A 24,887-nucleotide genomic window follows, 5' to 3' on the forward strand; every position below is an offset into this window, starting at 1 on the left:
CTCCCAGCGGCCAAAATACCGCCAACCGCTCCCCACAACATCGTCGGAGGACACCATGGGAACCGCCATCAGCTTCAAGCGTCCGGACGGCAAGGACGCCTCGGGCTATCTCGCCAACGCCGCCCGCGGCAATGCGCCGGGCGTGGTCGTGATCCAGGAATGGTGGGGCCTGTCGGACCAGATCAAGGGCCTGTGCGACCGATTTGCGCTCGCAGGCTTCGATGCGCTGGCGCCCGATCTCTACAAGGGCAAGGTGGTGCCGTATCACGACACCGACGCGGCCGGCAAAGAGATGAACTCGCTCGACTTCATGGACGCCACCACGCAGACCGTGCGCGGCGCCGCGCAGTACCTGTCGCGCAACGGCGCCAAGGTCGGGCTGACCGGCTTCTGCCTCGGCGGCGCCGTCACCATCATCGGCGCGGTGCATGTGCCGGAGCTCACCGCCGGCGTCGTGTTCTACGGCATCCCGCCGGAGCAGGCCGCCAAGCCCGCCGACGTCAAAATCCCGCTTCAGGCCCATTTCGCCAACAAGGACGATTGGTGCACGCCGGAACTGGTCAACAATTTCGAGAAGGCCATGAAGGCCGCCGGCAAGTCACTCGAGCTGTTCCGCTATGACGCCGAACACGCTTTCGTCAACGAGCAGCGCCAGGCCGTGCACGACCGCGAAGCCGCCGAGCTCGCCTGGGGCCGGGCGACGGAGTTTTTCCGGAAACATTTGGGGTAGGGGCGCCCCAAGGTGTCCCGCGAGCGGCTTTTCGTCTCGGTGTAGACCAACTATACTGGCGCCGTTCCGCTACTCTGTCGCGGTGGGACGGAGCTGGAGCCATGGCCGAGCCGGACCCGCATGAAGATGGTGCCAAGGTGGCAAGTCACACCTTGGCCTTTCTGCGTGCGCTCGACCGGAAAATGGACCTGGTGCTCGAAACCCAAGCTCGCCATACCGAGCGCTTCGGACGTCTGGAGCGCGACGTCGCAGAAGTGCGCCGGGACCTGACTGAGATTAAGAGCGATATCGCACTTTTGGAGAACAAGACGCTCACCGCGCAAACCGAGATCCTTTCGCTGCTACATCGTATCGAGCAATCAGCGGCGCCTGCGATTGACCAGTTCGAGGATGCGCCGCCCAGCCGGTAGGCAGGGCCCGCCCACCCTTGACGTCGTCCCCGCGCCATGGTGAGTATCCGGCCATGAGCACCGCCGTCCGCCCAGCCCGTCTTTGGTGGCGCACCTCCTAAGAGGTGGCCGGTGCGATTTATTCTTCCAAATCGTCTGAGGTCGCCTGCACAGTGCGGCGGCCCGATCGTTTGTCCTGTGTGGCGTTTCCTCGGCAAGTTTCGTAAGAGGACGACATGAACAGGACAGTCTTTGCCCTCCCGGCCCGAAGCGATTACGTGACCCGCGCAGGGCTCGCGATCACGCGCGTGGCGGAGCAGTTCACCGGCGGCGCCAAGCGGCTCGACGACCTCATCAACCTGCTCGACCGCCGCCGCGGCGTGGTGCTGTCCTCCGGCACGACCGTGCCCGGCCGCTACGAGAGCTTCGACCTCGGCTTCTCCGATCCGCCGCTCAAGCTCGAAACCACGGGCGTTAGCTTCAGGCTGGAAGCGCTGAACGGTCGCGGGCAGGTGCTGATTGCCTTCCTCGCCGATGTCCTGCGCGAACCCTGCGTCGTCATCTCCGAGAAGACGACCACGCGCCTTGCCGGTCATATCATCCGCGGCGATGCGCCGGTCGAGGAAGATCAGCGTACGCGCCGCGCCAGCGTGATGTCGCTGGTGCGCGACATCGTCGCCGCCTTCTCCGCCAATGATGACGGGCTGCTCGGCCTGTTCGGCGCCTTCGCCTACGACCTCGTGTTCCAGATCGAGGACCTTGTCCAGAAGCGCCCGCGTGAGGCCGATCAGCGCGACATCGTGCTCTATGTCCCCGACCGCCTGCTGGCCTATGACCGCGCCACCGGCCGCGGCGTGGTGCTCACTTACGACTTCGCCTGGAAGGGCAAATCGACCGAAGGCCTGCCGCGCGAGACCGCCGAGAGCCCGTATCTGAAGACCCCGCGCCAGGGCTTTGCAGATCACGCGCCCGGCGAATATCAGGCCACGGTGGAAACTGCCCGCGCAGCGTTTGCCCGCGGCGATCTCTTTGAGGCCGTTCCCGGGCAGCTGTTCGCCGAGCCCTGCGATCGCTCCCCGGCCGAAGTGTTCCAGCGCCTCTGCGTCATCAACCCGTCGCCCTACGGCGCGCTGATGAATCTCGGCGAGGGCGAATTCCTCGTCTCGGCCTCGCCGGAGATGTTCGTGCGCTCCGACGGGCGGCGTGTCGAGACTTGCCCGATCTCCGGCACGATCGCGCGCGGCACCGATGCGATCGGCGATGCCGAGCAGATCCGCCAGCTCCTGAACTCGGAAAAGGACGAGTTCGAGCTCAACATGTGCACGGACGTTGATCGCAACGACAAGGCGCGCGTCTGCGTCCCCGGCACCATCAAGGTGCTGGCGCGCCGTCAGATCGAGACCTACTCAAAGCTGTTCCACACCGTCGACCATGTCGAGGGCATGCTGCGCCCGGGCTTCGACGCGCTCGATGCGTTCCTCACCCATGCCTGGGCCGTCACCGTGACAGGCGCGCCAAAACTCTGGGCGATGCAATTCGTCGAGGATCACGAGCGCTCGCCGCGGCGCTGGTATGCCGGCGCCATCGGCGCCGTGAACTTCGACGGCAGCATCAATACCGGCCTCACCATCCGTACCATCCGCATGAAGGATGGTCTGGCCGAAGTGCGCGTCGGCGCCACCTGCCTGTTCGATTCCGATCCCGCCGCGGAAGACCGCGAATGCCAGGTCAAGGCCGCCGCGTTGTTCCAGGCGCTGCGCGGCGATCCGCCGAAGCCGCTGTCGACCTTCGCCCCCGATGCGACCGGTTCGGGCAAGCAGGTGCTGCTGATCGATCACGACGACAGTTTTGTGCACATGCTCGCCGACTATTTCCGCCAGGTCGGCGCCGAGGTCACCGTGGTCCGCTATGTGCATGCGCTCACCATGCTCGACAAGAAGCCATGGGATCTTCTCGTGCTGTCACCAGGTCCCGGCCGGCCCGAAGATTTCGCGATCAAGAAGACGATCGATGCGGCGCTGGAGAAGAAGCTGCCGGTATTCGGCGTCTGCCTCGGCGTGCAGGCGATCGGCGAATATTTCGGCGGCGAACTCGGCCAGCTCACCCATCCCGCCCATGGACGGCCCTCCCGGGTGCAGGTCCGCGGCGGACGGCTGATGCGCAATCTGCCGAACGAGATCGTGATCGGCCGCTATCACTCCCTCTTCGTCGAGCGCGACAGCATGCCCGAGGTTCTGTCCGTTACCGCCAGCACCGAAGACGGCGTCGCCATGGCGCTCGAGCACAAGACGCTGCCGGTCGCCGGCGTGCAATTCCATCCGGAATCGCTGATGTCGCTGGGCAACGAGGTCGGCTTGAAGATTGTCGAGAACGCCTTCCGGCTGGATGCGCGTGTTGATTGAGAGGCACCAATGACCTTTGACCACGACATCAAGGCGAGCGTCCGCACCATCCCTGACTATCCCAAGCCGGGGATCATGTTTCGCGACATCACGACCCTGCTCGCCGACGCGCGCGCCTTCCGCCGCGCGGTCGACGAGCTCGTCAATCCCTGGGCCGGCAACAAGATCGACAAGGTCGCCGGCATGGAAGCGCGCGGATTCATCATTGGCGGGGCGGTTGCGCATCAGCTCTCGGCCGGCTTCGTGCCGATCCGCAAGAAAGGCAAGCTGCCGCACACCACCGTGCGCATCGCCTACTCGCTCGAATACGGCATCGACGAGATGGAGATGCATGTCGACGCCATTGCGCCCGGCGAACGCGTCATCCTGGTCGACGACCTCATCGCCACCGGCGGCACCGCGGAGGGCGCTGTAAAGCTGCTGCGCCAGATCGGCGCCAACGTCGTCGCCGCCTGCTTCATCATCGATTTGCCCGAGCTCGGCGGCGCCGCCAAGCTGCGCGCCATGGATGTCCCGGTGCGCACGCTGATGACGTTCGAAGGGCACTGAAGGGCAGGGGCGGAAGATATCGCCCGGGCTCATTTTGTTTGGATTGTCGTCGGTCGCGGCCTCGGTTCACCTCTCCCTTCGGGAGAGGTCGGATCGCATCGCAGATGCGATCCGGGTGAGGGGGCTCTGGTCTCACTGGTTGCCGCGACCCCTCACCCGGATTGCTCGGGACGATGCTCCGCATCGCCCGGCGCAATCTGACCTCTCCCCGCTGGGGAGAGGTGAACACCGAGTTCGCCGGCCGGGCACTTTACGACCGCTGCAGGATCAGGCTGAGCTCCAGCTCCCGGAACGCGAGATAGTTTCGCCGGGTCCATTGGTGTAGCTCGGTCGAGGCGTCTTTCTCTTGGCGCAGATAGCCGGTGAAGGAGAAGCTGAGCCGGTCGATATAGGTCTTCAGGAAGCCGGGCAGGGCGGGCAGGCGGAACAGACGGCCGGCTTCCATCGCGGCCGGCAGCTCGCCGCGGACGACATATTCGTTGTCCACCGTGATCAGGTTCATCCGCGGAATCTGCTCCCGCAGCATCTGGTAGGCGCGGGCCGAGACGCGGTCGGTGTCGGCCACGAACATGATCATGGGCGCGACGTGGCGGCGTGCCGCTTCCTTCAGCAGGCCGATCTCGTCCGTCATCTTGAAGAACTCGTCGAAGGCGTGGAATCCGAGGTCGATCACCTTGGCGAGGCCGTCGTCGATAATGACGCGGTCCATCAGCTGCATCTTGCCATAGGTGTCGATCACGTCGGCGGTTTCCGTGATCTTCGGCAGATAGTCTAGCAGCGACGGCTCCTTCAGATTGACGTCAAAGGCCGCGACGTTGCCGTTCTTGAGCAGCAGGAATTCGCTCAATAGCCGCGCCAGCAGGGTCTTGCCGACCTGCGGGCGGGGCGAGCAGATGATGTAGACGGGTGTCGCGGGCATTGCGGGCCATTATGTGAGCGAACTGGCCGCCCCAATCCAGCCGTATCCGCCCGGGTGGCGCAACTATTTTTCGCTGTTGCGGGTCACCGGCTTCGAGCCGACGATGTCGGTCAGGCGGATCCGGTCGAACTCGCTCCAGACGTTGGCCAGCCAGTGCCGGACATAGCCGCGCAGCACGAACGAATAATTCGCGGCCTCGTCGTTGATGCCCTTGTTGGCGACGAATTTCAGGAATGGAACGGAGGACACCTCGACCTGCTCATAGGCCATCTCGTTGAGCTTGGGGATGGTCAGCTCGGTCGCGTCCTTGATGCGGTGGAAATAGGAATTGTAGGTCGCCTGGTCCCACTGGAAGAACTGGGTGTCGTTGATGAAGTTCTTCACCAGGAAATATTTCGCGCCGCCCATGAAGCCGGCGGTCTCGGCGATCTCCTCCAGCGAGGCGATCGAGGGTCCCAGGATGTGGAACACCGCGAAGGTGATCTGGCCGGCCTTGGCGGCGTCGAGGAAGCCGATGTCCCGCAGCGAAGCCAGTGCCGGCGAGAGCAGGCCGGCGCGCACGTCGATGACGGTGACCGAGGGACTGACCGCGTTGAGCGTGTCGAAAATCTTCATCTGGTCGGCCGTGGTCGTCATGTCGACGATCTCGGTGATGTCGGGGTGGAAGCGCTTCAGCGTTCCGCGCGGCGATTCGGTGTCGAAGGCGCGCGTCGGCACGTTGTTGGCTGAGAAATAATCGAGCAGGGTGCGCGATACCGTGGTCTTGCCGACCCCGCCTTTGTCCGCGCCCACCACAACCACTGCCGGCTTTGCCATTGCTGTCCCCTAACGCGCGCCCCCGATCGCGAGGTCGCAATCGGCCGGGCCCCAGATCGATGTCCCAAAGGACGTCCCGAGTCTGCTGTTGGGCGCGAACATGGCAGAAACAAGGGAGAATTCAATTCCGCCGGCCTGGGGCGCGGCAATTCCCGAGGTTTTTCCCGACCGTTGTGAAACCCCACCGCAAATTGTCGCCAAACGCGCGGCTCAGTGGCGGCCCCACGGTCCCATTGGGCTTCCTATGGGATTTCCGGCCGGGGTTCCTGAGGGGCTGGACGCGGGCACGGGCGGCGGCGTGGCCGGGTTGCCCGCATCGCCCCACGGGCCATGCGGCACCGGCGGCGGAGCGTCCTGCGGGGCGGCCTGTGCCTCGGGTTGTTCCGCCTCAGGTTCGTCGGTGGGGTCGGGCAGCGGGCCGGGGTCGTGGCCGCCGGCGAACTTGACCAGCGCATCGACGCGGGACTGCACCGAGGGGTGGGTTGCGAACAGATCGGCAAAGCCCTCACGCGGATTGTCGACGCACAGCTCCATCACCGCCGAGGTTGCGCCCGGCAGCTCGCCGCGATTCTCGATCTTGCGCAGCGCCGAGATCATGGCGTCGGGATCCTTGGTCAGCTCGACCGAGCCGGCGTCGGCGAGATATTCGCGCGAGCGCGACAGCGCCAGCTTCACCACCTGCGACATCAGCCAGGCCACCACGATCAGCACGACCGCGATGATGATGACGATCACTGCGCCGCCGCCGGAGCTCTTGCTGTCGTTCGACGACGAGGACGACCGCGACGAGGACGAGGAGCCAGATGACCACGACCCGCCGCCCGAGCTCCAGCTGAAATTGGTGAACAGGCGGAAGAACAATTCGCCGAAGAAGCCGACCACGCCGGCGATGATGACGGCGACCACCATCAGCTGGACGTCGCCGTTCTTGATGTGGGTCAGCTCGTGGCCCAGCACCGCCTCGATCTCCCTGTCATCCAGCGCATTGAGGAGACCGGTGGTGACGGTGACGGAGTATTGCCGCGGGTTGAGGCCGGTCGCGAACGCATTCAGCGCCGGGCTCTCCATGATCTTCAGCTTAGGCATGGTGATGCCGCGCGAGATGCAGAGGTTTTCCAGCAGATTATAGAGCCGCGGCTCCTCCTGGCGGGTGACGTCGTGGCCGCCGGTCACCGCGTCGATCATCGACTGGTGGAAGAAATAGGCGATCACGATCCAGGCCGCCGCCACGATCGTCGCAACCGGTGCGGCAACTTTCAGGTCATAGAAGGCATGGCTCAGGTAGAAGGCGACGGTCCGGTTGCTGTCGATCAGGGCTTCGGCGACCAGCGCGCCGGCATAGACCAGCACATAGACCAGCGCGAACAGGCCGGCGAGCAGCAGCATCGAACGAAATTTGTTCGAGGCGATGTGCGTGTAGAGACCATACGCGGCCATGACGCGCTGCCCTGCCGGCCTATCGGCTCACATCAGAACTTCACCTGAGGCGCAGCCTCGACCTCGGTGCGGCTCGCGCCGAGATCGAAGAAGTCCTTCCTGGTGAAGCCGAACATGCCGGCGAACAGCGCGGCGGGCATCTGCTGGATGCCGGTGTTGTATTCCTGGACGGCATTGTTGAAGAAGCGGCGGCTGGCCGCGATCTTGTTCTCGAGGTCGGACAGCTCGGATGCGAGCTGCTGGAAGTTGGCGTTGGCCTTGAGGTCCGGATAGGCCTCCGACAGCGCGATCAGCCGTCCGAGCGCGCCGGACAGCTGGTTCTCGGCGGCGGACACCTGCGCCGGGCCCTGCGCCGAGATCGCCGAGTTGCGCGCCTTGATGACGTCGTCGAGCGTGCCGCGCTCATGCGAGGCGTAGCCCTTCACCGTCTCGACCAGGTTCGGGACCAGGTCATGGCGCTGCTTGAGCTGCACGTCGATGTCGGCAAAGGCCTGGCCGACCCTCTGGCTCAGCGCGACGAGCCGGTTGTAGGCGCTGAAGCCTAAGAACACGAGGACGACGATGACGCCGAGAACGATCCAGCCGGTCGACATGGAGAACTCCTGAAGGGGGAAGAAGGCGGGCGCTAGGGTAGACCAAATTGGCGCAGAGCGAGAGCCCCGCCGCAGAGGTGAGGTAAGGCTTGGTCGGATGAGGAACCGTCCAAGTTCAAGGCAAAAGCAGTGAACAGTCGTTAACTTTCGGCAATTACGGCATCGCCCCAGCGCCAGCGGCGGGCGCTTGCATAGGCGGCCTTGTCGCGCCTCGGCACTTTAGCGAGCTCGACACCGTCCTCGGTGCAGAGCTTCGCCGCGATCTCGGCCTTGCCGACATCCGGCGGCGCCAGCACGCGGGCGGCGCGCGTTGCGGGCGGCGCGCGGGTCAGGGCGACATAGATGAAGCGCTCGTCCTCGAACGGCACTTCGGCGCCCTTGATCTGGCGGTGCGCCTGCGACCGCGGCAGGCGCTGGCTGAAATGGCACCAGTCGGGTGCGATGAGCGGGCAGGGCTTTTCGTGTGGGCAGGGGGCAGCGACGAAGGCGCCCAGTCCGATCAGTTGCTGGCGCAGCGCGAGGATGCGGGCATAGCCGGCGGGCGTACCGGGTTCGATCACGACTAGCGCGTGGCGCGCCTTCGTCCACATCGTCTCCGCGAGCTTGCGCTGCTCCGCCTCGCCGAGCTCGCCGATGATGTAGCTGGCGATCACGAGATCGGCTTGCGACGCTTCGGCGAGGTTGGTCGCGGCATCGCCGGGCAGATAGCGGCAATCGGCTAAACGGGTGCTCTCGCGTGCCAGCTCGAGCGCGAGCCGGCTCAGCGTGGCATTGGCATCAAGCAGTGTGAAATCGTGCAGCGAGGAGAACACCTCGGCAGCGGCCCAGCTCGCCGTGCCCGGGCCCGCGCCGACGTCGAGCAATGTTTCCGGAGCGAAGTCCGGCGCGATCTCGGTGAAGGCGCTCAGGCTGGCGGCGACGGCCGCGTAAGTGGCCGGCATCCGGGCCAGCGCATAGGCGAGCGCATCGGCTTCCGACTTGATGGTGGTCGAACCGCCTCCGGCGCGATAGGTGGTCGAGATCTTTTGCGACCGCTGCGCCGCATCGGTCCGCGAAAAGCCCTGGAGCTTGCCGTCGAGGGCGGCCTTCAGTTCAGCGGGGAGGGTGGGAGCGATTATCATCCGCGGTCATGCCCCGCGCAGGCGGGGCATCCAGTATTCCGAGACAGTGCCGTCAAACCGAGAAGCTGCGGCGTACTGGATCATCCGCCTGCGCGGATGATGACGTCAATGGGTGTTGCGCGAGCGCTGGCTCACGCCACGTTCTGGTCGAGAATGTCCACCGCCTCGGACAGGCTGACCGACACCAGTTGCGAGACGCCGCGCTCGGCCATGGTGACGCCGAACAGGCGGTTCATGCGCGCCATCGTGATCGGGTTGTGCGTGATGATGATGAAGCGCGTGTCGGTCGAGCTGGTCATCTCGTGCAGGAGGTTGCAGTACCGCTCGACGTTGTGGTCGTCGAGCGGCGCGTCGACTTCGTCCAGCACGCAGATCGGCGACGGGTTGGTCAGGAACACCGCGAAGATCAGCGCCATCGCGGTCAGCGCCTGCTCGCCGCCCGAGAGCAGCGACAGCGTCTGCGGCTTCTTGCCCGGCGGCTTTGCGATGATCTCGAGACCGGCTTCCAGCGGATCGTCGCTCTCGATCAGGTGCAGCGCGGCCTCGCCGCCACCGAACAGCTCGACGAAGAGGCGCTTGAAATGGTTGTTGACGACTTCGAACGAGGTCAAGAGGCGCTCGCGCGCTTCCTTGTTGAGGCTCTGGATACCCTGGCGCAGCCGCTTGATGGCCTCGACCAGGTCGTCGCGCTCGGTGACGAGGCCGGTGTGCTGGGTTTCGACCTCGCGCAGCTCTTCTTCGGCGCGCAGATTGACGGCGCCGAGGCGCTCGCGGTCGCGGCGCATCTTTTCGAGGTCTTCCTCGATGTCGTGCAGCGGCGGCAGCTCGGCGCCGGGCTCGATCTCGGCGAGGCCGGCGACGGCCTGCGGCTCGACCTCGAGCATGTCGCGGATCTCGCGCTCGATGTCCTCGAGACGGCGCCGTGCGCTTTCCATGCGCTCCTCGGCGCGGGCGGTGGCCTCGCGCGAGCTCGACAGCGCTTCGAGCGTCAGCTTGGCGACGCGGTCGGTCTCGGCCATCGCGGCCTCCGCGGTGGCGAGCGCGTCGGCAGCCATGCGGCGGTCGTTCTCGGCATATTCGATCTCGGTGATCAGCGCGCTGCGCTTCTCGGCGAACACTTGCGGTGCGTTCTCGAGCTCGCTGCGCTCGATCGTGAGCTCGGCGATGCGGGCCTGGATGGTGTCGATATGGGAGGCCGCGCTTTCCTTGCGGTTCGCCCACTCGGTTCGTTCAGCGAGGATCGCCTGGACGCGGCGGTCGGCGAGCTCCGCCTCGCGCGCCAGCGCCTGCGCCTCGGCGCGGACCTGGGCGGCCATGCGGCGATGATTTTCGATGTCGCTGCGGACCGCGGCGAGACGGGTCTCGGTGTCCTCGCTCGAGGGCAGCTCGCTGATGCCGGCCTCGGCGTATTCGTAGGCAGCCTCGGCCTCGGCGCGATCGGCAGCAAGACGGCTGTGCGCTTCCGACAGCGTCGCCTTGCGGGCGGCGTGGCGGCTGATCTCGCGCTCGGCAGCAGCGTGGCGCTCGCGCGCGACGTTCAGCTCGCGCTGCGCGGCACGCATCGCTTCGCGGCTGGCGCCTTCGGTGCTGGCCGCCATCTGCAATTCGGACTCGGCATTCTCCAGCGCCTGACGCTTGATCTGCGCGTCGATGCGGGCCTGCTCCAGCTCGTTCTCGATGTCGACGAGACGGGCACGCTCGGCGAGGCGCCGTGCGGCGCCGGTCGGAGCGTGCGCGGCGGCGACGAAGCCGTCCCAGCGCCAGACGTCGCCTTCGGGCGAGACCAGCCGCTGGCCGGTCTTGAGCTGCGAGACCAGCTCGGCGCCGCGCTCGCGCGGCACGACACCGATCTGCGCCAGGCGGCGCGTCAGTTCGGCCGGCGCCTGCACGTGATTGGCGAGCGGGGTGACGCCTTCCGGCAGTTCCGGATCGCCGTCGGTGACGCCCACATTGGTCCACCGCATTGGCGCGGAGGGATCGATCGGCGCGTCGAGATCGTCGCCGAGCGCAGCGCCGATCGCCTTTTCGAAACCCTTGTCGACAGTGATGCCGTCGATGATTGGCGGCCACAGATTCTTGGTCTCGCCGTTGACGATTTTCGAGATCGTGCGCGCTTCGGTATCGAGCCGTTGCACGCGCTTGTCGGCTTCGACCAGCGGCGAGCGTGAGGCTTCCAGCGTCTGACGCGCCGCGACATGGGCGGCTTCGCTCGCTTGCGCCGCGGCTTCCGATGCCGCCAGCGTCTGCTCGGCGGTCTCGACGGCAGCGGTCAGCTCGTCGAGATCGCCAAAGCCGCCGGTCTCGGCGGCGAGCTTCTGCTCTTCCGCGGTGACATTCGCGATCTCCTGGTCGAGCCTCGCGAGCTTGTCGCGGTGGGTGCGGACGTTGGCCTCTAGCTGGTTGCGCTTGGCGGTGAGGTCGGCGAGCGCGGTGGTCAGCTCGGCGAATTGCTGCTCGGTTTCGGTCAGCACCGCCTCGGCTTCCGCAACACGCTCGTCGACGCCGGAACGCTTCTCGACGCGCGACTTGATCTCTTCCTTCAGCTCGGCGTCTTCGGTGTCGAGCCGCTGCAGCGCCACGTCGGCGTCCATGGTCTGCTGCTGGGCGCGGGAAATGTCGCCTTCGAACTGCGCGAGACGGCGCTCGAGCTCGGCGACGCGCTCCTTGGCGCGCTCTTCCTCGCGGTCGAGCTGCTCGCGGGCATTGGTCAGGCGCTGGAGGCCGGCGGCGGCGCGCGCTTCGGCATCGCGCAGCGCCGGCATCTCGGCGGCGCGGATCGCCTGGATACGGGCTGCTTCGGCCTGGTGCTGGGTGCGCTCCGCCATCTCGCGCACGGCGAGATCATGAGTCTGGCCGGACTCGTTGACGTCGGCATGGGCGCCGATCCAGCGCAGGTGGAACAGCGTCGCCTCGGCCTTGCGGACCTTGGCTGCGACCTCGCGATAACGCACCGCCTGGCGGGCCTGCTTCTTCAGGCCCTCCATCTGCCCGGAGAGCTGGCCGATGACGTCCTCGACGCGGGTGAGGTTGGTTTCGGCGGCCTTCAGCCGCAACTCGGCCTCGTGACGGCGGGCGTGCAGACCGGCAACGCCGGCGGCGTCTTCCAGCACGCGGCGGCGCTGCTCGGGCTTGGCCTGGATGATCTCGCCGATCTTGCCCTGGTGGACGAGGGCGGGCGAGCGCGCGCCGGTCGCGGCATCCGCGAACAGGATCTGCACGTCGCGGGCGCGCACGTCGCGGCCGTTGATGCGATAGACCGAACCCGCCTCGCGCTCGATGCGGCGGGAGATCTCGAGAATCTGGCTGTCGTTCATCGCCGCAGGGGCGGTGCGATCGGCATTGTCGATCGTCATCGTCACTTCGGCGTGGTTGCGCGCGGGACGGTTGCCCGAGCCGGCGAAGATCACCGCGTCCATGTCGGCGGCGCGCAAGCTCTTGTAGGAGGTTTCACCCATCGCCCAGCGCAGCGCTTCGACGAGATTCGACTTGCCGCAACCATTGGGTCCGACCACGCCGGTCAGGCCGGGCTCGATAACGAAGTCCGTGGGCTCAACGAAGGACTTGAAGCCGTGAAGGCGCAGGCGGGTGATTTTCATAAGCACGCATCTCTGTTGGCAGGCGCGAATCCCCCTGCCGGGACAATACCATGAAAGGCAATGTCGCTATCCGGGGCGAGTCGCGCGAGGCGCCTCATGCGGCTGGACAATGGCCGCGGTGCGCCGCGAGGGCAACCGGCGAAAGCCGCTTTTCCCAAGGGATTTATGCCGGGAAAGATACGGCTTTCGAGATGCTATTCAGGATCTTGACGCGCGAATCAGCTCTTCAGCAGCGGATTGATCTTCTTGGCGAACTCCTCGAACGAGGCCTCGCCCTTGATCTTCTCGCCGTTGATGAAGAACGTCGGCGTGGAATCGACCTTGAGAACGTCGCTGGCGTATTTCTGGTCGGCGGCGATCTTGTCGAGCAGCGCCTGGTCCTTCAGGCAGGCCTCGACCTGCTGCTGGGTGAGGCCGGCCTGCTTGCCGATCCGCGTCAGGGTCTCGGTGGTGTTCTTCATCACCCAGTCGCTCTGCTGGCGGAACAGCATGTCGGTGACGGCGAAATATTTCGGCGCGTCGCCATTGGCGATGCAGCGCGACAGCATCGAGCCGGCGGCGGCTTTGATGTCGAGCGGGAACTCGCGGAAGATGTAACGGATCTTGCCGGTGTCGATGTATTCCTTCTTGAGCTTCGGGAACACCTGCTCGTTGAAGGCCGCACAGTGCGGGCAGGTCATCGAGGCGAATTCGGTGATAGTGACGGCGGCATCGTTCGGGCCGAGCGCCATGTCGGGCAGCGACACCGGCTTGGCAACGTCGGCGGCGGATTGGGCGAAGGCCTCGGAAATGAACCGCAGCGGCGAGAGCCCGGCGAGCGCGGCAAGCCCGGTCAGCGACAGCATCGTGTTGAAGGCGCGGCGGGTGATGATCAAGGTCGGCTCCCGAATTGGCGTGATCTCGCCCAAAGGCCTGTAGCGAGGTTCCCGGGCGGCCTGTCGCTAGCTTGAAACGTGGTTTGAGGCAATGGCGCGCGGTGGGGACGGGTCCAGATTGGCCGCAAAATGAGGCTCAATTTCGCTTGATGGCGGCCCCAAGCCGCGCCAGCGCCGCCTTCAGTTCATCATCCTGGATGTCGCCCAGGCTCTCCGCCACCTTGGCGACAGCCTTCGGGTCCGGCGGGCCCGGCCGCTTCCGGGCGCGGGGCCGCGACAGGGGGGCCTGGCGGAAGGCGAGCTTGCCGACCGCGCTCCAGCCAAAGAAGCGGTTAACCCGTTCCAGGATCACGTCGGCGGAGTGCTGGATCTCCAGCGCCATGGGACCTTCGACCCGCAGCACCAGCGTCGCCGGCTCCTGCGGCTGGCCCTCGACCGGGCGCGGCCATTGCATCTTGAGCGGCTCGGCATGGGCCGCGATCTCGGGCCCCGCAATCTGCGCCCACCGCGTCACCAACTCGCGCGCCGCAAACCCCTGCTTGGCGTAGGCCTCGGCAAAGACGTCGTCGAGCAGGATCGACAGCGGCTTGGCGCTGATCGGACCAAGTTTGAAGATGGGGCCGAATTTGGACATGGGCCCTTATAGCACTTCGGAGCGATCCACGAAGAAAGACGTGGATGCCCGCGACGAACGCGGGCATGACGTGGAGGGATCTGCGCGACATCGTTACAGTGAAAGCATGAGCCCCAAATCCGCGCTGAAGGCGAAATCGGAACCTGGTCAGGCGGAGACCTCGCCGCGGCCGATCGCGCTCCTCCAATGGTACGACCGCCACCGTCGCCGGCTGCCTTGGCGTGCCGCGCCCGGCGAGGCCTCGGATCCCTACCGGGTCTGGCTGTCGGAGATCATGCTCCAGCAGACCACGGTGAAGGCGGTCGGGCCTTATTTCGAGAAATTCGTCGCGCGCTGGCCCGATGTCACGGCGCTGGGAAATGCCTCGCAGGACGACGTGCTGCGGATGTGGGCCGGCCTCGGCTATTACTCGCGGGCGCGCAACCTCCATGCCTGTGCGGTTGCGGTGACGCGCGAGCATGGCGGCGTGTTTCCTGACACGGAGGAAGGGCTGCGCGCGCTGCCGGGGATCGGTCCCTATACCGCGGCGGCGATCGCGGCGATTGCGTTCGACCGTCACACCATGCCGGTCGACGGCAATATCGAGCGCGTCGTGTCGCGGCTCTTTGCCGTCGAGGACGAGCTGCCGCAGGCCAAGCCGCTGATCCAGCAATTGGCGGCGACGCTGCTCGCGAATACGCGCGCCGGCGACAGCGCGCAGGCGCTTATGGATTTGGGCGCCTCGATCTGCACGCCGAAGAAGCCGGCGTGCGCGCTGTGCCCATTCAGCGAGGATTGCACGGCGCGCGCGCAGGGCACGCAGGAGACCTTTCCGCGCAAGGCGCCGAAAAAAAGCGGGACGCTGCGGCGTGGCGCCGCCTTCGTCATCACGCGCGGCGACGAACTGCTGGTCCGCTCGCGGCCGGAGAAAGGCCTGCTCGGTGGCATGACCGAAGTGCCCGGCTCGGACTGGCTGGCCGGGCAAGACGATGCGGCAGCAAAACAGCAGGCACCTGACTTGAAGGGGCTGTCGCGCTGGCAGCGGAAGGTCGGCGTCGTCACCCACGTCTTCACGCATTTCCCGCTGGAACTCGTGGTCTACACGGCGAAGGCGCAATCCCGCACGCGCGCGCCTGAGGGCATGCGCTGGGTGGCGATCGCGACGCTGGCCGACGAAGCGCTGCCCAATGTCATGCGCAAGGTGATCGCGCACGCGCTGGACTAGCAATCTCAAGCGGCGCGCGCCGCGCGCTCGTCCTCCGCCGGCATCAGGAAGGTGCGGTTGCGGCCGGTCTTCTTGGCGACATAGAGGCCCTGGTCGGCGCGCTCGATCACGTCCTGCACGTCGCGATCGCTCTCGTCGAACAGCGCGAGGCCAACCGAGACGGTCAGGGGGATGATGACATTGCCATGACGCACCGTCGCACTCTCGATCGCAGTCCGGATTCGATCGGCGAGCAGCACGGCGGTCTCCTGGTCGATCTCGCGCAGCAGCACCACGAACTCCTCGCCGCCGAAACGGGCCGCCTTGTCGGTGGTCCGGATCGACTGGCTGACGATCTCGGCGACGCGCTTGATGGCGTCGTCGCCGGCGGCATGGCCATGGGTGTCGTTGATCTTCTTGAAATGGTCGATGTCGATCATCAGCGTCGCCATGTTGCGCTTGTAGCGGCGGCAGTAGGCGACGGCGTCGTCGGCGACGGTCAGGAACGAGCGGCGGTTCATCAGGCCGGTCATGAAATCGGTGTCGGCGAGCTGACGCAGCTTCAGCATGTCTTCCTGGAGCTGCATCGCGTTTTCGGTGGCGCGCAGCTCGGCTTCCTTGGTGCGTTCCTCGGCCAGGCCGATGCGACGCAGCAGCGAGCGCAGCGCGCGCGACAGCTGCACCACCTCGGCCGAGCCGCTCTGCCGCGCCAGCATGGTCGGGCCGTGGGCGCGGCCGATGCGGTCCGCTTCGCGTGTGATGGCGACGATCGGCGCGGCGATCCGGCGCGAGACCAGCACGGCCAGCGACAGCGCGATCAGCGCGGTCGCGGCGCCGATCGCCAGGATCGTTTTTGCCGAGGCGATCGCGGCCTTGAGCGCCACGCTCGCCGGCTGGCTCGCGGTGACGATCCAGTTCAGGCCCTGATAGTCGCGGAAGCCGTTGCCGACATGGAACGCGGTCAGCATCTGCTGCCCGTCCCTGGTTTCGCGGAAGGTACCATCGCCGGCTTTCAGGATATCGGCGAGCTCGTCGCCGGCATAGCGGATGGTTTCCTTCTGCGGCCCGACCAGGACCATGCCGCCCTTGCTGATGATCGAGAGCGTTGCATCGGCGTTGCCGTCACGAGCTTCGGCGTCCTTGATCAGGCTGGTCGCCCAATTCCAGTCCAGATGTCCGCCGAGCACGCCGAGCAGCTTGCCCGAGGCGTCGCGCACCGGAACGGCGATGTCGACGAAGCGATACGGTTCGTTGTTGGCGCGTTGCGTCAGCAGCGAGGCGAGCAGGAGAGCCTCGTGCACGTCGCCGACGGCGACCCGCTCGAGACCTTGCTTGAACCAGGGGCGCGCCGCCACGGACTTGCCTTGCAGCAGGCCGCCGGTCGACGCAACGACGTTGCCGTCGACATCGGCGAAACCGATCCAGGCGAAATCGAAGGAATGCTGGAGCGCCTCGAGCGAGCTGCGCAACGCCGCCGGATCGCCCTGCCAGAGCTGCTCCATCGGTTGCAGCCCAGCAAACAGCATCATCTCCTGCCGCCGCGTCGCCATGAAGCGGTCGAGCCGGCCAGACACCATCGCCGCGGTCCCGGCGAGGTTGTTCTCGATGAGCGTCGAGGTGTTTCTGTAGCTGATGAGCGCGGCGCCAGCCGCCAGCGTGCCCACCAGCACGATGGACATGGCGGCGACCGCCGCGGCGATCTGCGTTCTTACCGTCAGATGATCTTCGATTGCGTGCAGGCGGTTGACCGCACGCTGCAAGAGGGCTCGCATGGAAGGCTCCGGTGTCACCGTCGCTCATGCCATGTGGTAACTTCCAACCGCTTACCGGCCGATTGCCCAATTGGATCGTATTGAATCGGTCGTGAAGACGGATGGTTGAACCAGGCTTAACGGCTGCCTCAGATCGACAAAATCGCGAAGATTTTTCGGGTTCGCCTTGTGGCTGTGGCCCCGCAGAGGGGCTGCTGACACGAGGCTGTCAGCAGGCGAGCGGTAGCAAGAACCAAACGGAGGCTCCCCATGGTCAAGACCGCGCTCGACGACTTCAAGAGGCCGCCCTGCGCCGAGCTGCTCGGCTGGCGCCTGCTCGATGCCCGCCCCGAGCAGGGCTGGATCAGGCTCGGCTTCGCAGGCAAGCCGGAGTTCTGCAATCCCGCCGGCTTCATCCAGGGCGGCATGCTCTCGGCCATGCTCGACGACACCATGGGTCCGGCGGTGCTGGTGATGAGCGAGGGCCGGCTCTACACCACGACCATCAGCATGACGGTGAATTTCCTCAGCCCCGCCAAGCCTGGCCCGATCATTGGCGAGGCGAAGGTCACGCAGCTCGGCAAGACCATCGCATTCGTCGAGGCCAAGCTGATGGCGGAGGACGGCACGGTGCTCGCGACGGCCAGTGCGAGCGAGCGGCTGCTGGAAGCGGCGCGGGTGGTGAAGTAAGGCGGGCACCGGCCTCTCGCTCCCTCGCCCCGTTCTTACGGGGCCGAGACGAGCTTCGCTCGCGCTGAGAGGGGCGGGGTGAGGGGCTTCTCTCCGCGCATACGATGATCGTGAAACCTGTACCCCCTCGCCCGGATCGCAAGACCGACCCGACCTCTCCCCGCAAGCGAGGCGAGGTGAAGTGGAGCCTGCGGCTCGGTGATCAGCTAAACTCACACCCTTGCCCGCGCGTTCTTGCTGACGATCGGCGGCTTCGCGTTCAGCGCCTCGACCTGGAATCCCGCAACGCGCTTGTAGTTTGCCGCGATGTCTTCCAGCTCTCTCTGCGACAGCACATCCGTCACCAGCTTGTAGCCGTCAGGGGCGCGCTCCTCGACCAGCTGCATCACCTGCTCGGGACCGTTCTTGCGGTTGAGCAGGACGAGGTCGGTGGTCGCGGGCCGCCGCTCGGCCTCATAGGCGGCCAGCGCGGCCTGCGTCGGGCCATGCGCCAGGATCTCGCGCGTGATGGTGCGGGCATCGAGGATCGCCTGCGAAGCGCCGTTGGAGCCGATCGGGTACATCGGATGCGCGGCATCGCCCATCAGCGTGACCTTGCCGAAGGTCCATTGCGCCACCGGATCGCGGTCGACCAGCGGATATTCATAGGCGTGCGGGCAGTTCCTGATCAGGCCGGGCACGTCGAGCCAGTCGAACTGCCAGCTCTCGAACCAGGGCAGAAACTCTTCCAGCCGCGCGGTGCGGTTATAGTCCTCGCGACGCCACTGATAGGTCGGCGGCATGTGGCGCTCGGCGACCCAGTTGATGAGGTGGTTGCCGGACGCATCCGGCTCCTTCGAAATGGGATAGCAGACGAATTTCAGGATCTCGTGGCCGGCCATGATCATGGTGCGGCCGGTGAGGAAGGCTTTTGCCGGCGTCACGCCGCGCCAGAGGATGCGGCCGTTCCAGATCGGCGGTCCCTCGTTCGGGTAGAGCTTTTCCCGCGCGGCGGAATGGATTCCGTCGGCGGCGATCAGGATCGCGCCGTCGTAAGTCCCTACGGCCTTGCCGGTGGCCTTGTCGATGAAGTCAGCGCGGATGCCGCTCGCCGTCTCGGTCCAGCCGGTCAGATGATGGCTGGTCAGGATGTTGTCGCGGCCGAGCCGCTCGATCGCGGTGTCGAGCAGGATCTGCTGCAGCGTGCCGCGATGGATCGAGAATTGCGGCCATTTGTAGCCGGCCTCCAGCCCGCGCGGCTCGCTCCAGATCGGCTTGCCGTGCTTGGAGAAATAGGCGAGCTCGCGCGTGCGCACGCCGCTGGCGTCGAGCTTGTCCATCAGCCCGAGCTCGATCAGCTCGCGCACCGCATGCGGCAGCACGTTGATGCCGACGCCGAGCGGCTTCAGCTCCGCGACGCTCTCGAACACTTTCACGGGCACGCCGATTTGATTCAGGCTGAGCGCAAGCGTCAGCCCGCCAATACCGCCGCCCGCAATAAGAACCGTCATGCTCGCTCCCTCCTACTTTCCGGGCGTCATGACATGGAGGCGCACAGGGGGCAACTGCGAAGGCGCCGGCGTTCCCGGCGCTGTCGCAGGGGTTTGTCGGATCGTCACTTACATCGGAGGTAATTGCCCTCCTGATGCGATGGTCTAGATTGCCGCCCCATGAGCGAGCCGCAGCATCATTCGCAGGACGTCGTCACGGGCCAGTTCAGCCGCCTGCTGAAGCACTGGCGGAACGTGCGCCGCCTGACCCAGATCGAGCTGGCGACCGATGCCAACGTCTCTGCGAGGCACCTGTGCTTCCTGGAGACTGGGCGGTCGCAGCCGAGCCGGGAGATGGTGCAGCTTCTCGGCAGTGCGCTCGACCTGCCGCTGGAGGAGCGGAATGCGTTGCATGTCGCGGCGGGCTTCGTGCCGCCCTATGGCGACAAGGGGCTGGCGGCGGACAATCTGCAGCCGGTGCGGCACGCGTTGGAATTCATGCTGCGGCAGCAGGAGCCGTATCCGGGCATCGTGATCGACGGACGCTGGGACGTGCGCATGCGCAATCAGGCCTCGGTGCGCCTGCTGAGACCCTTCCGGGATTCATACCGGATGGATGCCCGTGTTGCCGATAACGCCATGCATGTGGTTTTTCATCCGGGCGGCCTGCGGCAGTTCATGCTCAACTGGGCCGAATTCGCCGGCCAGTTGATCCAGATCCTGCATCGCGACGCCGCTCAAGGCAGTCGCGCAGCCGCGCGACTGCTCGACGAGATCATGGTCTATCCCGGCCTGCCTTCCGAATGGCGGCTCCCCGGCCATACGGCGTCGTCGCCGGTCATGACGATGCAACTCGCCAAGGGCGACTATCGTCTCGCGTTCTTTTCCACCTTCACGACGCTGGCGATGCCGACCGACGCGGTGTTGCAGCAGATCAAGCTCGAATGCTTCTTTCCGGCCGACGATGTCACGGCCGCAAAGGCGCGCGAATTGGCGGCTTCACCAAGCGAAGGAGACGGACATGCAGTCAGCCACGAATAGTCTACGCGCGGCGGAAACGATCGACCAATTGCGCGCCGTGAACGCCCGCTTCATCCACAATTTCGTCACGCGCGATGTCGCCTCGCACGATGCGCTCCTGCATCCGGACTTCAGCAACATCACGCCCACCGGGCAGCGATGGGATCGCGCGACATATCTGACTTATTGGGCCACCGCGTTCGACCCAAAAGTCATCATCTATTGGGATGTTCGCGATGAGCTCATTACCGTCCTCGGCGACGTCGCGCTGGTGCGTTCGACCAACAAGCACGTCCGCCGCCGCGACGGCAAGGACGTCACCGGCATGACCACGTACACGGATACGTACCTGTTCGAGAATGGTGCGTGGAAGTGCATCCAGGCCCAGCTTACGGCCGTGGCGCCCGAGTTCTATCCGGCTGATGACACCATCGTGAGCGTCTACATCGAGGGGAAGCTTCAGCCGCGGCGGGCTTGATGGAAACGAAGGCTGTCCGTCCCCTCAGGGGTGGACGGCGGATGGACATACCGTTAATTTCCAGTTTTCCCATGAGGTCCGACATGCTCAAGCTCTACTACGCCACCGGCACCTGCGCGCTCGCCACCTACATCACCCTGGAAGAGGTCGGCGCCGACTACACGGCCGAACGGCTCAGCTTCAAGGACAACCAGCAGAACAGCCCGGACTATCTCGCCATCAACCCGAAAGGCCGCGTGCCGGCGCTGGTGACCGACCGCGGCGTCCTCACCGAGACCCCGGCGATGCTGGCCTATCTCGCCCAGACCTTCCCCAAGGCGAAGCTCGCCCCGCTCGACGATCCCTTCGACTTCGCCCAGGCGCAGTCGTTCAACTCCTATCTCTGCTCGACCGTGCACATCAACCACGCCCACAAGATGCGCGGCGCGCGCTGGGCGACGCAGGAAAGCTCGTTCGCCGACATGAAGGCGAAGGTCCCGCAGACCATGGGCGACTGTTTCAAGCTGATGGAGCAGAAGATGTTTAGAGGGCCCTGGGTGATGGGCGATCAGTTCACGATCTGCGATCCCTATCTCTACACGCTCTCGACATGGCTCGAAGGCGACAGCGTCGATATCAACGCGACGCCGAAGATCGCCGATCACTTCAAGCGCATGTCGGACCGCCCGGCCGTGGCCAAGGTGATGGACGCGCAGAAGGCGTGAGAGGATAGGGCGCGGCCACATTCTCCCCTGTCGTCCCGGGGCGGGCGAAGGGCGAACCCGGACCCCACTATACCCGCCCTGCACCCTTTAAGGCGCGGCCCTTGCCCGCCTCGACTTTTCCGGTTCCCGGCGGAACCTTTGGGTTCCCTCCGGCGTTTCCTCGCTTCCGGGGCAATCGCGCCCCGGCCTTGCGCGCGTTCGGGAATTTCATGCTGGCTGGGGCTTTGGACGTTTCAATACATGTAGGCCACAGCCTCTCCGGACTCCGGGAACGATTGAGAGACGCGACGTCGGCGGCCCATCGGGAGCTTGATGCGCAATTGTCGTCGTTCGATCTCACGGTCTTGTCCGGCTATCGCCGTTTTCTCCAGGCCAGCGCCGGTGCATTGCTTCCGCTCGAAGCGGCTCTCGTCGAGGCCGGTGTCGCCAACATGTTTCCGGATTGGCCGGAGCGGGCCCGAAGTCGCGCGATCGCATCCGACCTCGAAAAACTCGGCAGAGACGCGTACGCCGCGGTGACGGTGCCGCCGCTGACGCCCGGCGGCATGATGGGCACGATGTACGTGCTGGAGGGCTCCCGCCTGGGCGCGAAATTCCTGCTCAAGACCGTCGCGGGCGCTGCCGATCCACGGATCAGCGAGGCGACCGCCTATCTCCGCCACGGCAGCGGCAAGCGGCTGTGGCAGAGTTTTCTGGCGAAGCTCGCAAGCGAAGAAGCTTGTGACGAGGACGAGGCGATCGCGGCGGCGCGCCGCGCCTTCGTGGCGTTCGAGCAGGCGGCGGACCGCGCATGAACGAGGCCGTCAATCTCACCAATTGCGATCGCGAGCCGATTCACATTCCCGGCAGCGTGCAGCCTTTCGGTTTCCTGATCACCGTGCTGTCGGATTTCACGATCTGCATGGCCTCGGACAATGTCGGCAGTTTCCTCGGCACCGATGTTGCCGATTTGCTCCAGCAGCCGCTGTCGCGGGTCATTTCAGAAGTCGCGGTCGAGACCATCCGCAGCCGCGTCGACCATCTCAGCGGCCCCGATGCGACGGAACGCCTGTTCGGCGTCGCGCTGCAACCCGGCAAGCCGCTCTACGATCTCTCGATCCATTTTTCCGGCGCTTATCTCGTCATCGAGGCCGAGCCGAGCGTCAGCGAGCCCGGCGTCAATTCCGGCGAGCTCGTGCGCCTGATGCTGGATCGCATCCGCAAGACGCGCGGCATGACCGAGCTTGCGCGCGAGGCGGCGCGCCAGCTCAAGGTGCTGACCGGCTTCGACCGCGTCATGGTCTATCAATTCCACCCGGACGGATCGGGCGAGGTGATCGCGGAAGCCGCCGAAGCCGGCCTGGAAAAGTTTCTCGGCCTGCACTATCCGGCCTCCGACATCCCGAAGCAGGCCCGCATCCTCTATCAGCGCAACTGGCTGCGCATCATTGCCGATATCGATTCAAAGCCCGCCCTCCTGCTGTCGACCGCCACGCACAATGCGGAATTGCTCGATCTCTCCATGAGCGTGCTGCGCTCGGTGTCGCCGATCCATATCGAATATCTACGCAACATGGGGGTCCGCGCCTCGATGTCGGTGTCGATCCTGCGCGAAGGCAAGCTGTGGGGTCTGTTCGCCTGCCACCATTATTCGCCGCGCTACATCTCGTTCGAGAAGCGCACCGCCTCCGAGCTGTTCGGCCAGATGTTCTCCTGGATCGTGGAGGGGCGCGAGCGCGAAGTGGACGTCAGCTACGAGGCCAGCGCCCAGAAAATCCAGGAACGGTTGATCGAGACGGCGGCGACGCACGAGCACAGCCGTCGCGCCATTGTCGATTTCGTCCGGGACTATCGCAAGATGATCGACTGCGACGGCGTGGCGGTGTGGTCCGACAACAAGATCACGCTCGACGGCGAGACGCCGACCGAGGCGGAGGTGAAGGATCTCGTCGCCTTCATCAACCGGACTTCGCCGGGCCGGATCTGCGCCAGCGCCGAGATCGCCAAGCTCTATGCGGCCGGCGAGGTGTTTCGCGACCGCGCCGCCGGATTCCTCGCCATTCCGATCTCGCGCACCCCGCGCGACTGCCTGATCTTCTTCCGCCGTGAGGTGGTGCGCTCGGTAACGTGGGCGGGAGCCCCGGACAAGGTCTACGAGGAGGGCCCGAACGGCCCGCGCCTGACGCCGCGCAAGAGCTTTGAGCTCTGGCAGCAGACGGTGGCAGGGCAGTCGAAGCCGTGGTCGGCCGCCGACATCCGCATCGCCGAAAGCCTGCGCGTCACGCTGCTGGAGGTGATCCTGCAATTGTCCGACCTCGCTGCACGCGAGCGCCGCGGGGCGCAGGAGCGGCAGGAGCTGATGATCGCTGAGCTCAATCACCGGGTCCGCAACATCCTGAGCCTCGTCCGCGCGCTGGTGGCGCAGAGCAAGGATACCGCCCATAGCGTGGAAGAGTTCGCCAGCGTGCTGGGTGGCCGCATCCAGGCGCTGGCCCGCGCCCATGACCAGATCACGAACCTGAACTGGGCGCCGGTGGCGTTGCGCACGTTGATCGAATCGGAGTCCGGGGCGTATCTCGGCGCACGGGCAGACCGTGTGAAGATCGACGGACCGGACGTCTCGCTTGATCCCAAGGCATTCGCGACGCTGGCCCTGGTCGTCCACGAGATGATGACCAATTCCGCCAAATACGGCGCGCTGGCCGATTCCACCGGCCAGGTCGAGGTGGTCTGGCGGATCGATCCGACCTCCAGTCTCGAGATCGAATGGCGGGAAAGCGGCGGCCCGCCGGTGCAGCCGCCGACGCGCCGCGGGTTCGGCACCACCATCATCGAGCGCTCGGTGCCGTTCGACCTCAAGGGCGAAGCCGAGATCCGTTTCGACCTTTTGGGGGTCCAAGCCAAGTTCGTCATTCCGCCCAACTTCGTCCAGTTGGTGCCATCAATCGCAGGAGCCGCCATGCGCGTCGAAGAGCAGCAAGCCGGACGTCCCCGGCTGTCCGACACGGCGCTGATCGTCGAGGACAATCTCATCATCGCGATGGCCGCGGAGGTCATCCTGCTCGATCTGGGCGCCCGCCATGTCGACACCGCCGCGACCGTCGACCAGGCCCTGCGCGCAATCGAGCGCACCCGGCCGAGCTTTGCCCTGCTCGATCTCAACCTCGGCAGCGAGAGCAGCATCAGGGTGGCGCAGAAGCTGAAGGAGATCGGCGTCCCCTTCATCTTCGCAACCGGCTATGGCGAGCGCGCGCCGATCCCGGTGGACCTTGCTTCGGCGCCCGTGGTCCAGAAGCCCTACACGCTGGAAGTGGTCGAGAACGCGCTCGGCAAATTGACGCAGGCGAGCCTGTGACGAACGTCCAGCGGGACGTCCCCCGCAGCGATCTGCATGCGCCTGCGGGATTCGCGCCAAAATCTTGCGCAACTGCATAGGAGATCAGCAGAAATTGTATGCGCTTCTTGAGATGTGCGCGAAGAATTAGAAGGTTCAATTAACGAGTGTCCCTCATTGTGTCGCAGTGCAGCGCAGGTCGCCGAGAGGCGACCCGC

General features: G+C 65.7%; 21 protein-coding genes. 11 read left to right on the forward strand and 10 right to left on the reverse strand.

The features are described from left to right. Positions 1-55 precede the first annotated feature (55 nt). The 4 genes from HYH08_RS19785 to HYH08_RS19800 all read left to right on the forward strand — a co-directional run bounded on the left by HYH08_RS19785 (position 56) and on the right by HYH08_RS19800 (position 4,070). Positions 56-730: a dienelactone hydrolase family protein gene (locus HYH08_RS19785; RefSeq protein ID WP_220011482.1), complete on the forward strand. Its 675-nt coding sequence runs from the start codon at positions 56-58 to the stop codon at positions 728-730. 101 nt (positions 731-831) lie between these two features. Continuing rightward, positions 832-1,140, forward strand: a complete 309-nt coding sequence (locus tag HYH08_RS19790; protein ID WP_220011483.1) for a hypothetical protein — start codon at positions 832-834, stop codon at positions 1,138-1,140. A 215-nt stretch (positions 1,141-1,355) separates the two neighbouring features. After that, positions 1,356-3,521, forward strand: a complete 2,166-nt coding sequence (locus tag HYH08_RS19795; protein ID WP_220011484.1) for an anthranilate synthase component I — start codon at positions 1,356-1,358, stop codon at positions 3,519-3,521. A 9-nt stretch (positions 3,522-3,530) separates the two neighbouring features. After that, positions 3,531-4,070: an adenine phosphoribosyltransferase gene (locus HYH08_RS19800; protein ID WP_063196579.1), complete on the forward strand. Its 540-nt coding sequence runs from the start codon at positions 3,531-3,533 to the stop codon at positions 4,068-4,070. A 250-nt stretch (positions 4,071-4,320) separates the two neighbouring features. On the opposite strand, the gene HYH08_RS19805 is transcribed toward HYH08_RS19800, so the two are convergent. The 8 genes from HYH08_RS19805 to HYH08_RS19840 form a co-directional block, all read right to left on the reverse strand. Then, a complete protein-coding gene (locus tag HYH08_RS19805; protein WP_220011485.1) occupies positions 4,321-4,989 on the reverse strand; it encodes a hypothetical protein in 669 nt (222 codons plus the stop codon). A 63-nt stretch (positions 4,990-5,052) separates the two neighbouring features. Further along, positions 5,053-5,805 (reverse strand): P-loop NTPase family protein, encoded by a 753-nt coding sequence (locus tag HYH08_RS19810; RefSeq protein WP_131866245.1) that lies wholly within the window; start codon positions 5,803-5,805, stop codon positions 5,053-5,055. Positions 5,806-6,015: 210 nt separating this feature from the next. Next, complete coding sequence (locus tag HYH08_RS19815) at positions 6,016-7,242, reverse strand: M48 family metallopeptidase (protein ID WP_220011486.1); 1,227 nt, start codon at positions 7,240-7,242, stop codon at positions 6,016-6,018. A 32-nt stretch (positions 7,243-7,274) separates the two neighbouring features. After that, complete coding sequence (locus HYH08_RS19820; protein WP_220011487.1) at positions 7,275-7,835, reverse strand: LemA family protein; 561 nt, start codon at positions 7,833-7,835, stop codon at positions 7,275-7,277. 140 nt (positions 7,836-7,975) lie between these two features. Next, on the reverse strand, positions 7,976-8,956 hold the full coding sequence (locus HYH08_RS19825) for a small ribosomal subunit Rsm22 family protein (RefSeq protein WP_220011488.1): 981 nt from the start codon (positions 8,954-8,956) through the stop codon (positions 7,976-7,978). 131 nt (positions 8,957-9,087) lie between these two features. Then, complete coding sequence (gene smc, locus HYH08_RS19830) at positions 9,088-12,552, reverse strand: chromosome segregation protein SMC (RefSeq protein WP_220011489.1); 3,465 nt, start codon at positions 12,550-12,552, stop codon at positions 9,088-9,090. Positions 12,553-12,770: 218 nt separating this feature from the next. Beyond that, on the reverse strand, positions 12,771-13,427 hold the full coding sequence (locus HYH08_RS19835; protein ID WP_220011490.1) for a DsbA family protein: 657 nt from the start codon (positions 13,425-13,427) through the stop codon (positions 12,771-12,773). 136 nt (positions 13,428-13,563) lie between these two features. Then, positions 13,564-14,061, reverse strand: coding sequence for a DUF721 domain-containing protein (locus HYH08_RS19840; protein WP_220011491.1), 498 nt, complete (start codon positions 14,059-14,061; stop codon positions 13,564-13,566). 106 nt (positions 14,062-14,167) lie between these two features. On the opposite strand from HYH08_RS19840, the gene mutY reads away from it, so the two are divergent. Beyond that, entirely contained in the window at positions 14,168-15,265 is a 1,098-nt protein-coding gene (mutY, locus tag HYH08_RS19845; protein WP_220011492.1) for an A/G-specific adenine glycosylase, read from the forward strand. 5 nt (positions 15,266-15,270) lie between these two features. On the opposite strand, the gene HYH08_RS19850 is transcribed toward mutY, so the two are convergent. Further along, positions 15,271-17,016 (reverse strand): sensor domain-containing diguanylate cyclase, encoded by a 1,746-nt coding sequence (locus HYH08_RS19850; RefSeq protein WP_220011493.1) that lies wholly within the window; start codon positions 17,014-17,016, stop codon positions 15,271-15,273. Positions 17,017-17,265: 249 nt separating this feature from the next. On the opposite strand from HYH08_RS19850, the gene HYH08_RS19855 reads away from it, so the two are divergent. After that, the gene (locus HYH08_RS19855) at positions 17,266-17,685 is read left to right on the forward strand and encodes a PaaI family thioesterase (RefSeq protein WP_220011494.1); all 420 of its coding nucleotides are present in this window, start codon (positions 17,266-17,268) and stop codon (positions 17,683-17,685) included. A 212-nt stretch (positions 17,686-17,897) separates the two neighbouring features. On the opposite strand, the gene HYH08_RS19860 is transcribed toward HYH08_RS19855, so the two are convergent. After that, positions 17,898-19,175: a flavin-dependent oxidoreductase gene (locus tag HYH08_RS19860; protein WP_220011495.1), complete on the reverse strand. Its 1,278-nt coding sequence runs from the start codon at positions 19,173-19,175 to the stop codon at positions 17,898-17,900. A 159-nt stretch (positions 19,176-19,334) separates the two neighbouring features. Here HYH08_RS19860 and HYH08_RS19865 point away from each other — a divergent pair, with 159 nt between their 5' ends. From HYH08_RS19865 to HYH08_RS19885, 5 genes are all read left to right on the forward strand, one after another. Continuing rightward, positions 19,335-20,195, forward strand: coding sequence for a helix-turn-helix domain-containing protein (locus tag HYH08_RS19865; protein WP_228747951.1), 861 nt, complete (start codon positions 19,335-19,337; stop codon positions 20,193-20,195). Continuing rightward, positions 20,176-20,652 carry a nuclear transport factor 2 family protein gene (locus tag HYH08_RS19870; protein WP_220011497.1) on the forward strand — a complete coding sequence of 159 codons (477 nt, stop codon included), beginning with the start codon at positions 20,176-20,178 and terminating at the stop codon, positions 20,650-20,652. Before HYH08_RS19865 ends, HYH08_RS19870 begins: the two co-directional genes overlap by 20 nt. 83 nt (positions 20,653-20,735) lie before the next feature. Then, positions 20,736-21,356, forward strand: coding sequence for a glutathione S-transferase family protein (locus HYH08_RS19875; RefSeq protein ID WP_220011498.1), 621 nt, complete (start codon positions 20,736-20,738; stop codon positions 21,354-21,356). A 101-nt stretch (positions 21,357-21,457) separates the two neighbouring features. Next, positions 21,458-22,150, forward strand: a complete 693-nt coding sequence (locus HYH08_RS19880; RefSeq protein ID WP_228747952.1) for a biliverdin-producing heme oxygenase — start codon at positions 21,458-21,460, stop codon at positions 22,148-22,150. Further along, on the forward strand, positions 22,147-24,690 hold the full coding sequence (locus HYH08_RS19885; protein WP_220011499.1) for an HWE histidine kinase domain-containing protein: 2,544 nt from the start codon (positions 22,147-22,149) through the stop codon (positions 24,688-24,690). Before HYH08_RS19880 ends, HYH08_RS19885 begins: the two co-directional genes overlap by 4 nt. Positions 24,691-24,887: the final 197 nt, after the last annotated feature.

Source organism: Bradyrhizobium sp. BR 10289, assembly GCF_019455385.1.
Taxonomy (GTDB): domain Bacteria; phylum Pseudomonadota; class Alphaproteobacteria; order Rhizobiales; family Xanthobacteraceae; genus Bradyrhizobium.

What these genes read in the sequence shown, in the direction of transcription:
- HYH08_RS19785 (WP_220011482.1), top strand. Translation starts at nt 56, where the DNA reads ATGGGAACCGCCATCAGCTTCAAGCGTCCGGACGGCAAGGACGCCTCG.
- HYH08_RS19790 (WP_220011483.1), top strand. Translation starts at nt 832, where the DNA reads ATGGCCGAGCCGGACCCGCATGAAGATGGTGCCAAGGTGGCAAGTCAC.
- HYH08_RS19795 (WP_220011484.1), top strand. Translation starts at nt 1,356, where the DNA reads ATGAACAGGACAGTCTTTGCCCTCCCGGCCCGAAGCGATTACGTGACC.
- HYH08_RS19800 (WP_063196579.1), top strand. Translation starts at nt 3,531, where the DNA reads ATGACCTTTGACCACGACATCAAGGCGAGCGTCCGCACCATCCCTGAC.
- HYH08_RS19805 (WP_220011485.1), bottom strand. Translation starts at nt 4,989, where the DNA reads ATGCCCGCGACACCCGTCTACATCATCTGCTCGCCCCGCCCGCAGGTC.
- HYH08_RS19810 (WP_131866245.1), bottom strand. Translation starts at nt 5,805, where the DNA reads ATGGCAAAGCCGGCAGTGGTTGTGGTGGGCGCGGACAAAGGCGGGGTC.
- HYH08_RS19815 (WP_220011486.1), bottom strand. Translation starts at nt 7,242, where the DNA reads ATGGCCGCGTATGGTCTCTACACGCACATCGCCTCGAACAAATTTCGT.
- HYH08_RS19820 (WP_220011487.1), bottom strand. Translation starts at nt 7,835, where the DNA reads ATGTCGACCGGCTGGATCGTTCTCGGCGTCATCGTCGTCCTCGTGTTC.
- HYH08_RS19825 (WP_220011488.1), bottom strand. Translation starts at nt 8,956, where the DNA reads ATGATAATCGCTCCCACCCTCCCCGCTGAACTGAAGGCCGCCCTCGAC.
- smc (WP_220011489.1), bottom strand. Translation starts at nt 12,552, where the DNA reads ATGAAAATCACCCGCCTGCGCCTTCACGGCTTCAAGTCCTTCGTTGAG.
- HYH08_RS19840 (WP_220011491.1), bottom strand. Translation starts at nt 14,061, where the DNA reads ATGTCCAAATTCGGCCCCATCTTCAAACTTGGTCCGATCAGCGCCAAG.
- mutY (WP_220011492.1), top strand. Translation starts at nt 14,168, where the DNA reads ATGAGCCCCAAATCCGCGCTGAAGGCGAAATCGGAACCTGGTCAGGCG.
- HYH08_RS19850 (WP_220011493.1), bottom strand. Translation starts at nt 17,016, where the DNA reads ATGCGAGCCCTCTTGCAGCGTGCGGTCAACCGCCTGCACGCAATCGAA.
- HYH08_RS19855 (WP_220011494.1), top strand. Translation starts at nt 17,266, where the DNA reads ATGGTCAAGACCGCGCTCGACGACTTCAAGAGGCCGCCCTGCGCCGAG.
- HYH08_RS19860 (WP_220011495.1), bottom strand. Translation starts at nt 19,175, where the DNA reads ATGACGGTTCTTATTGCGGGCGGCGGTATTGGCGGGCTGACGCTTGCG.
- HYH08_RS19865 (WP_228747951.1), top strand. Translation starts at nt 19,335, where the DNA reads ATGAGCGAGCCGCAGCATCATTCGCAGGACGTCGTCACGGGCCAGTTC.
- HYH08_RS19870 (WP_220011497.1), top strand. Translation starts at nt 20,176, where the DNA reads ATGCAGTCAGCCACGAATAGTCTACGCGCGGCGGAAACGATCGACCAA.
- HYH08_RS19875 (WP_220011498.1), top strand. Translation starts at nt 20,736, where the DNA reads ATGCTCAAGCTCTACTACGCCACCGGCACCTGCGCGCTCGCCACCTAC.
- HYH08_RS19885 (WP_220011499.1), top strand. Translation starts at nt 22,147, where the DNA reads ATGAACGAGGCCGTCAATCTCACCAATTGCGATCGCGAGCCGATTCAC.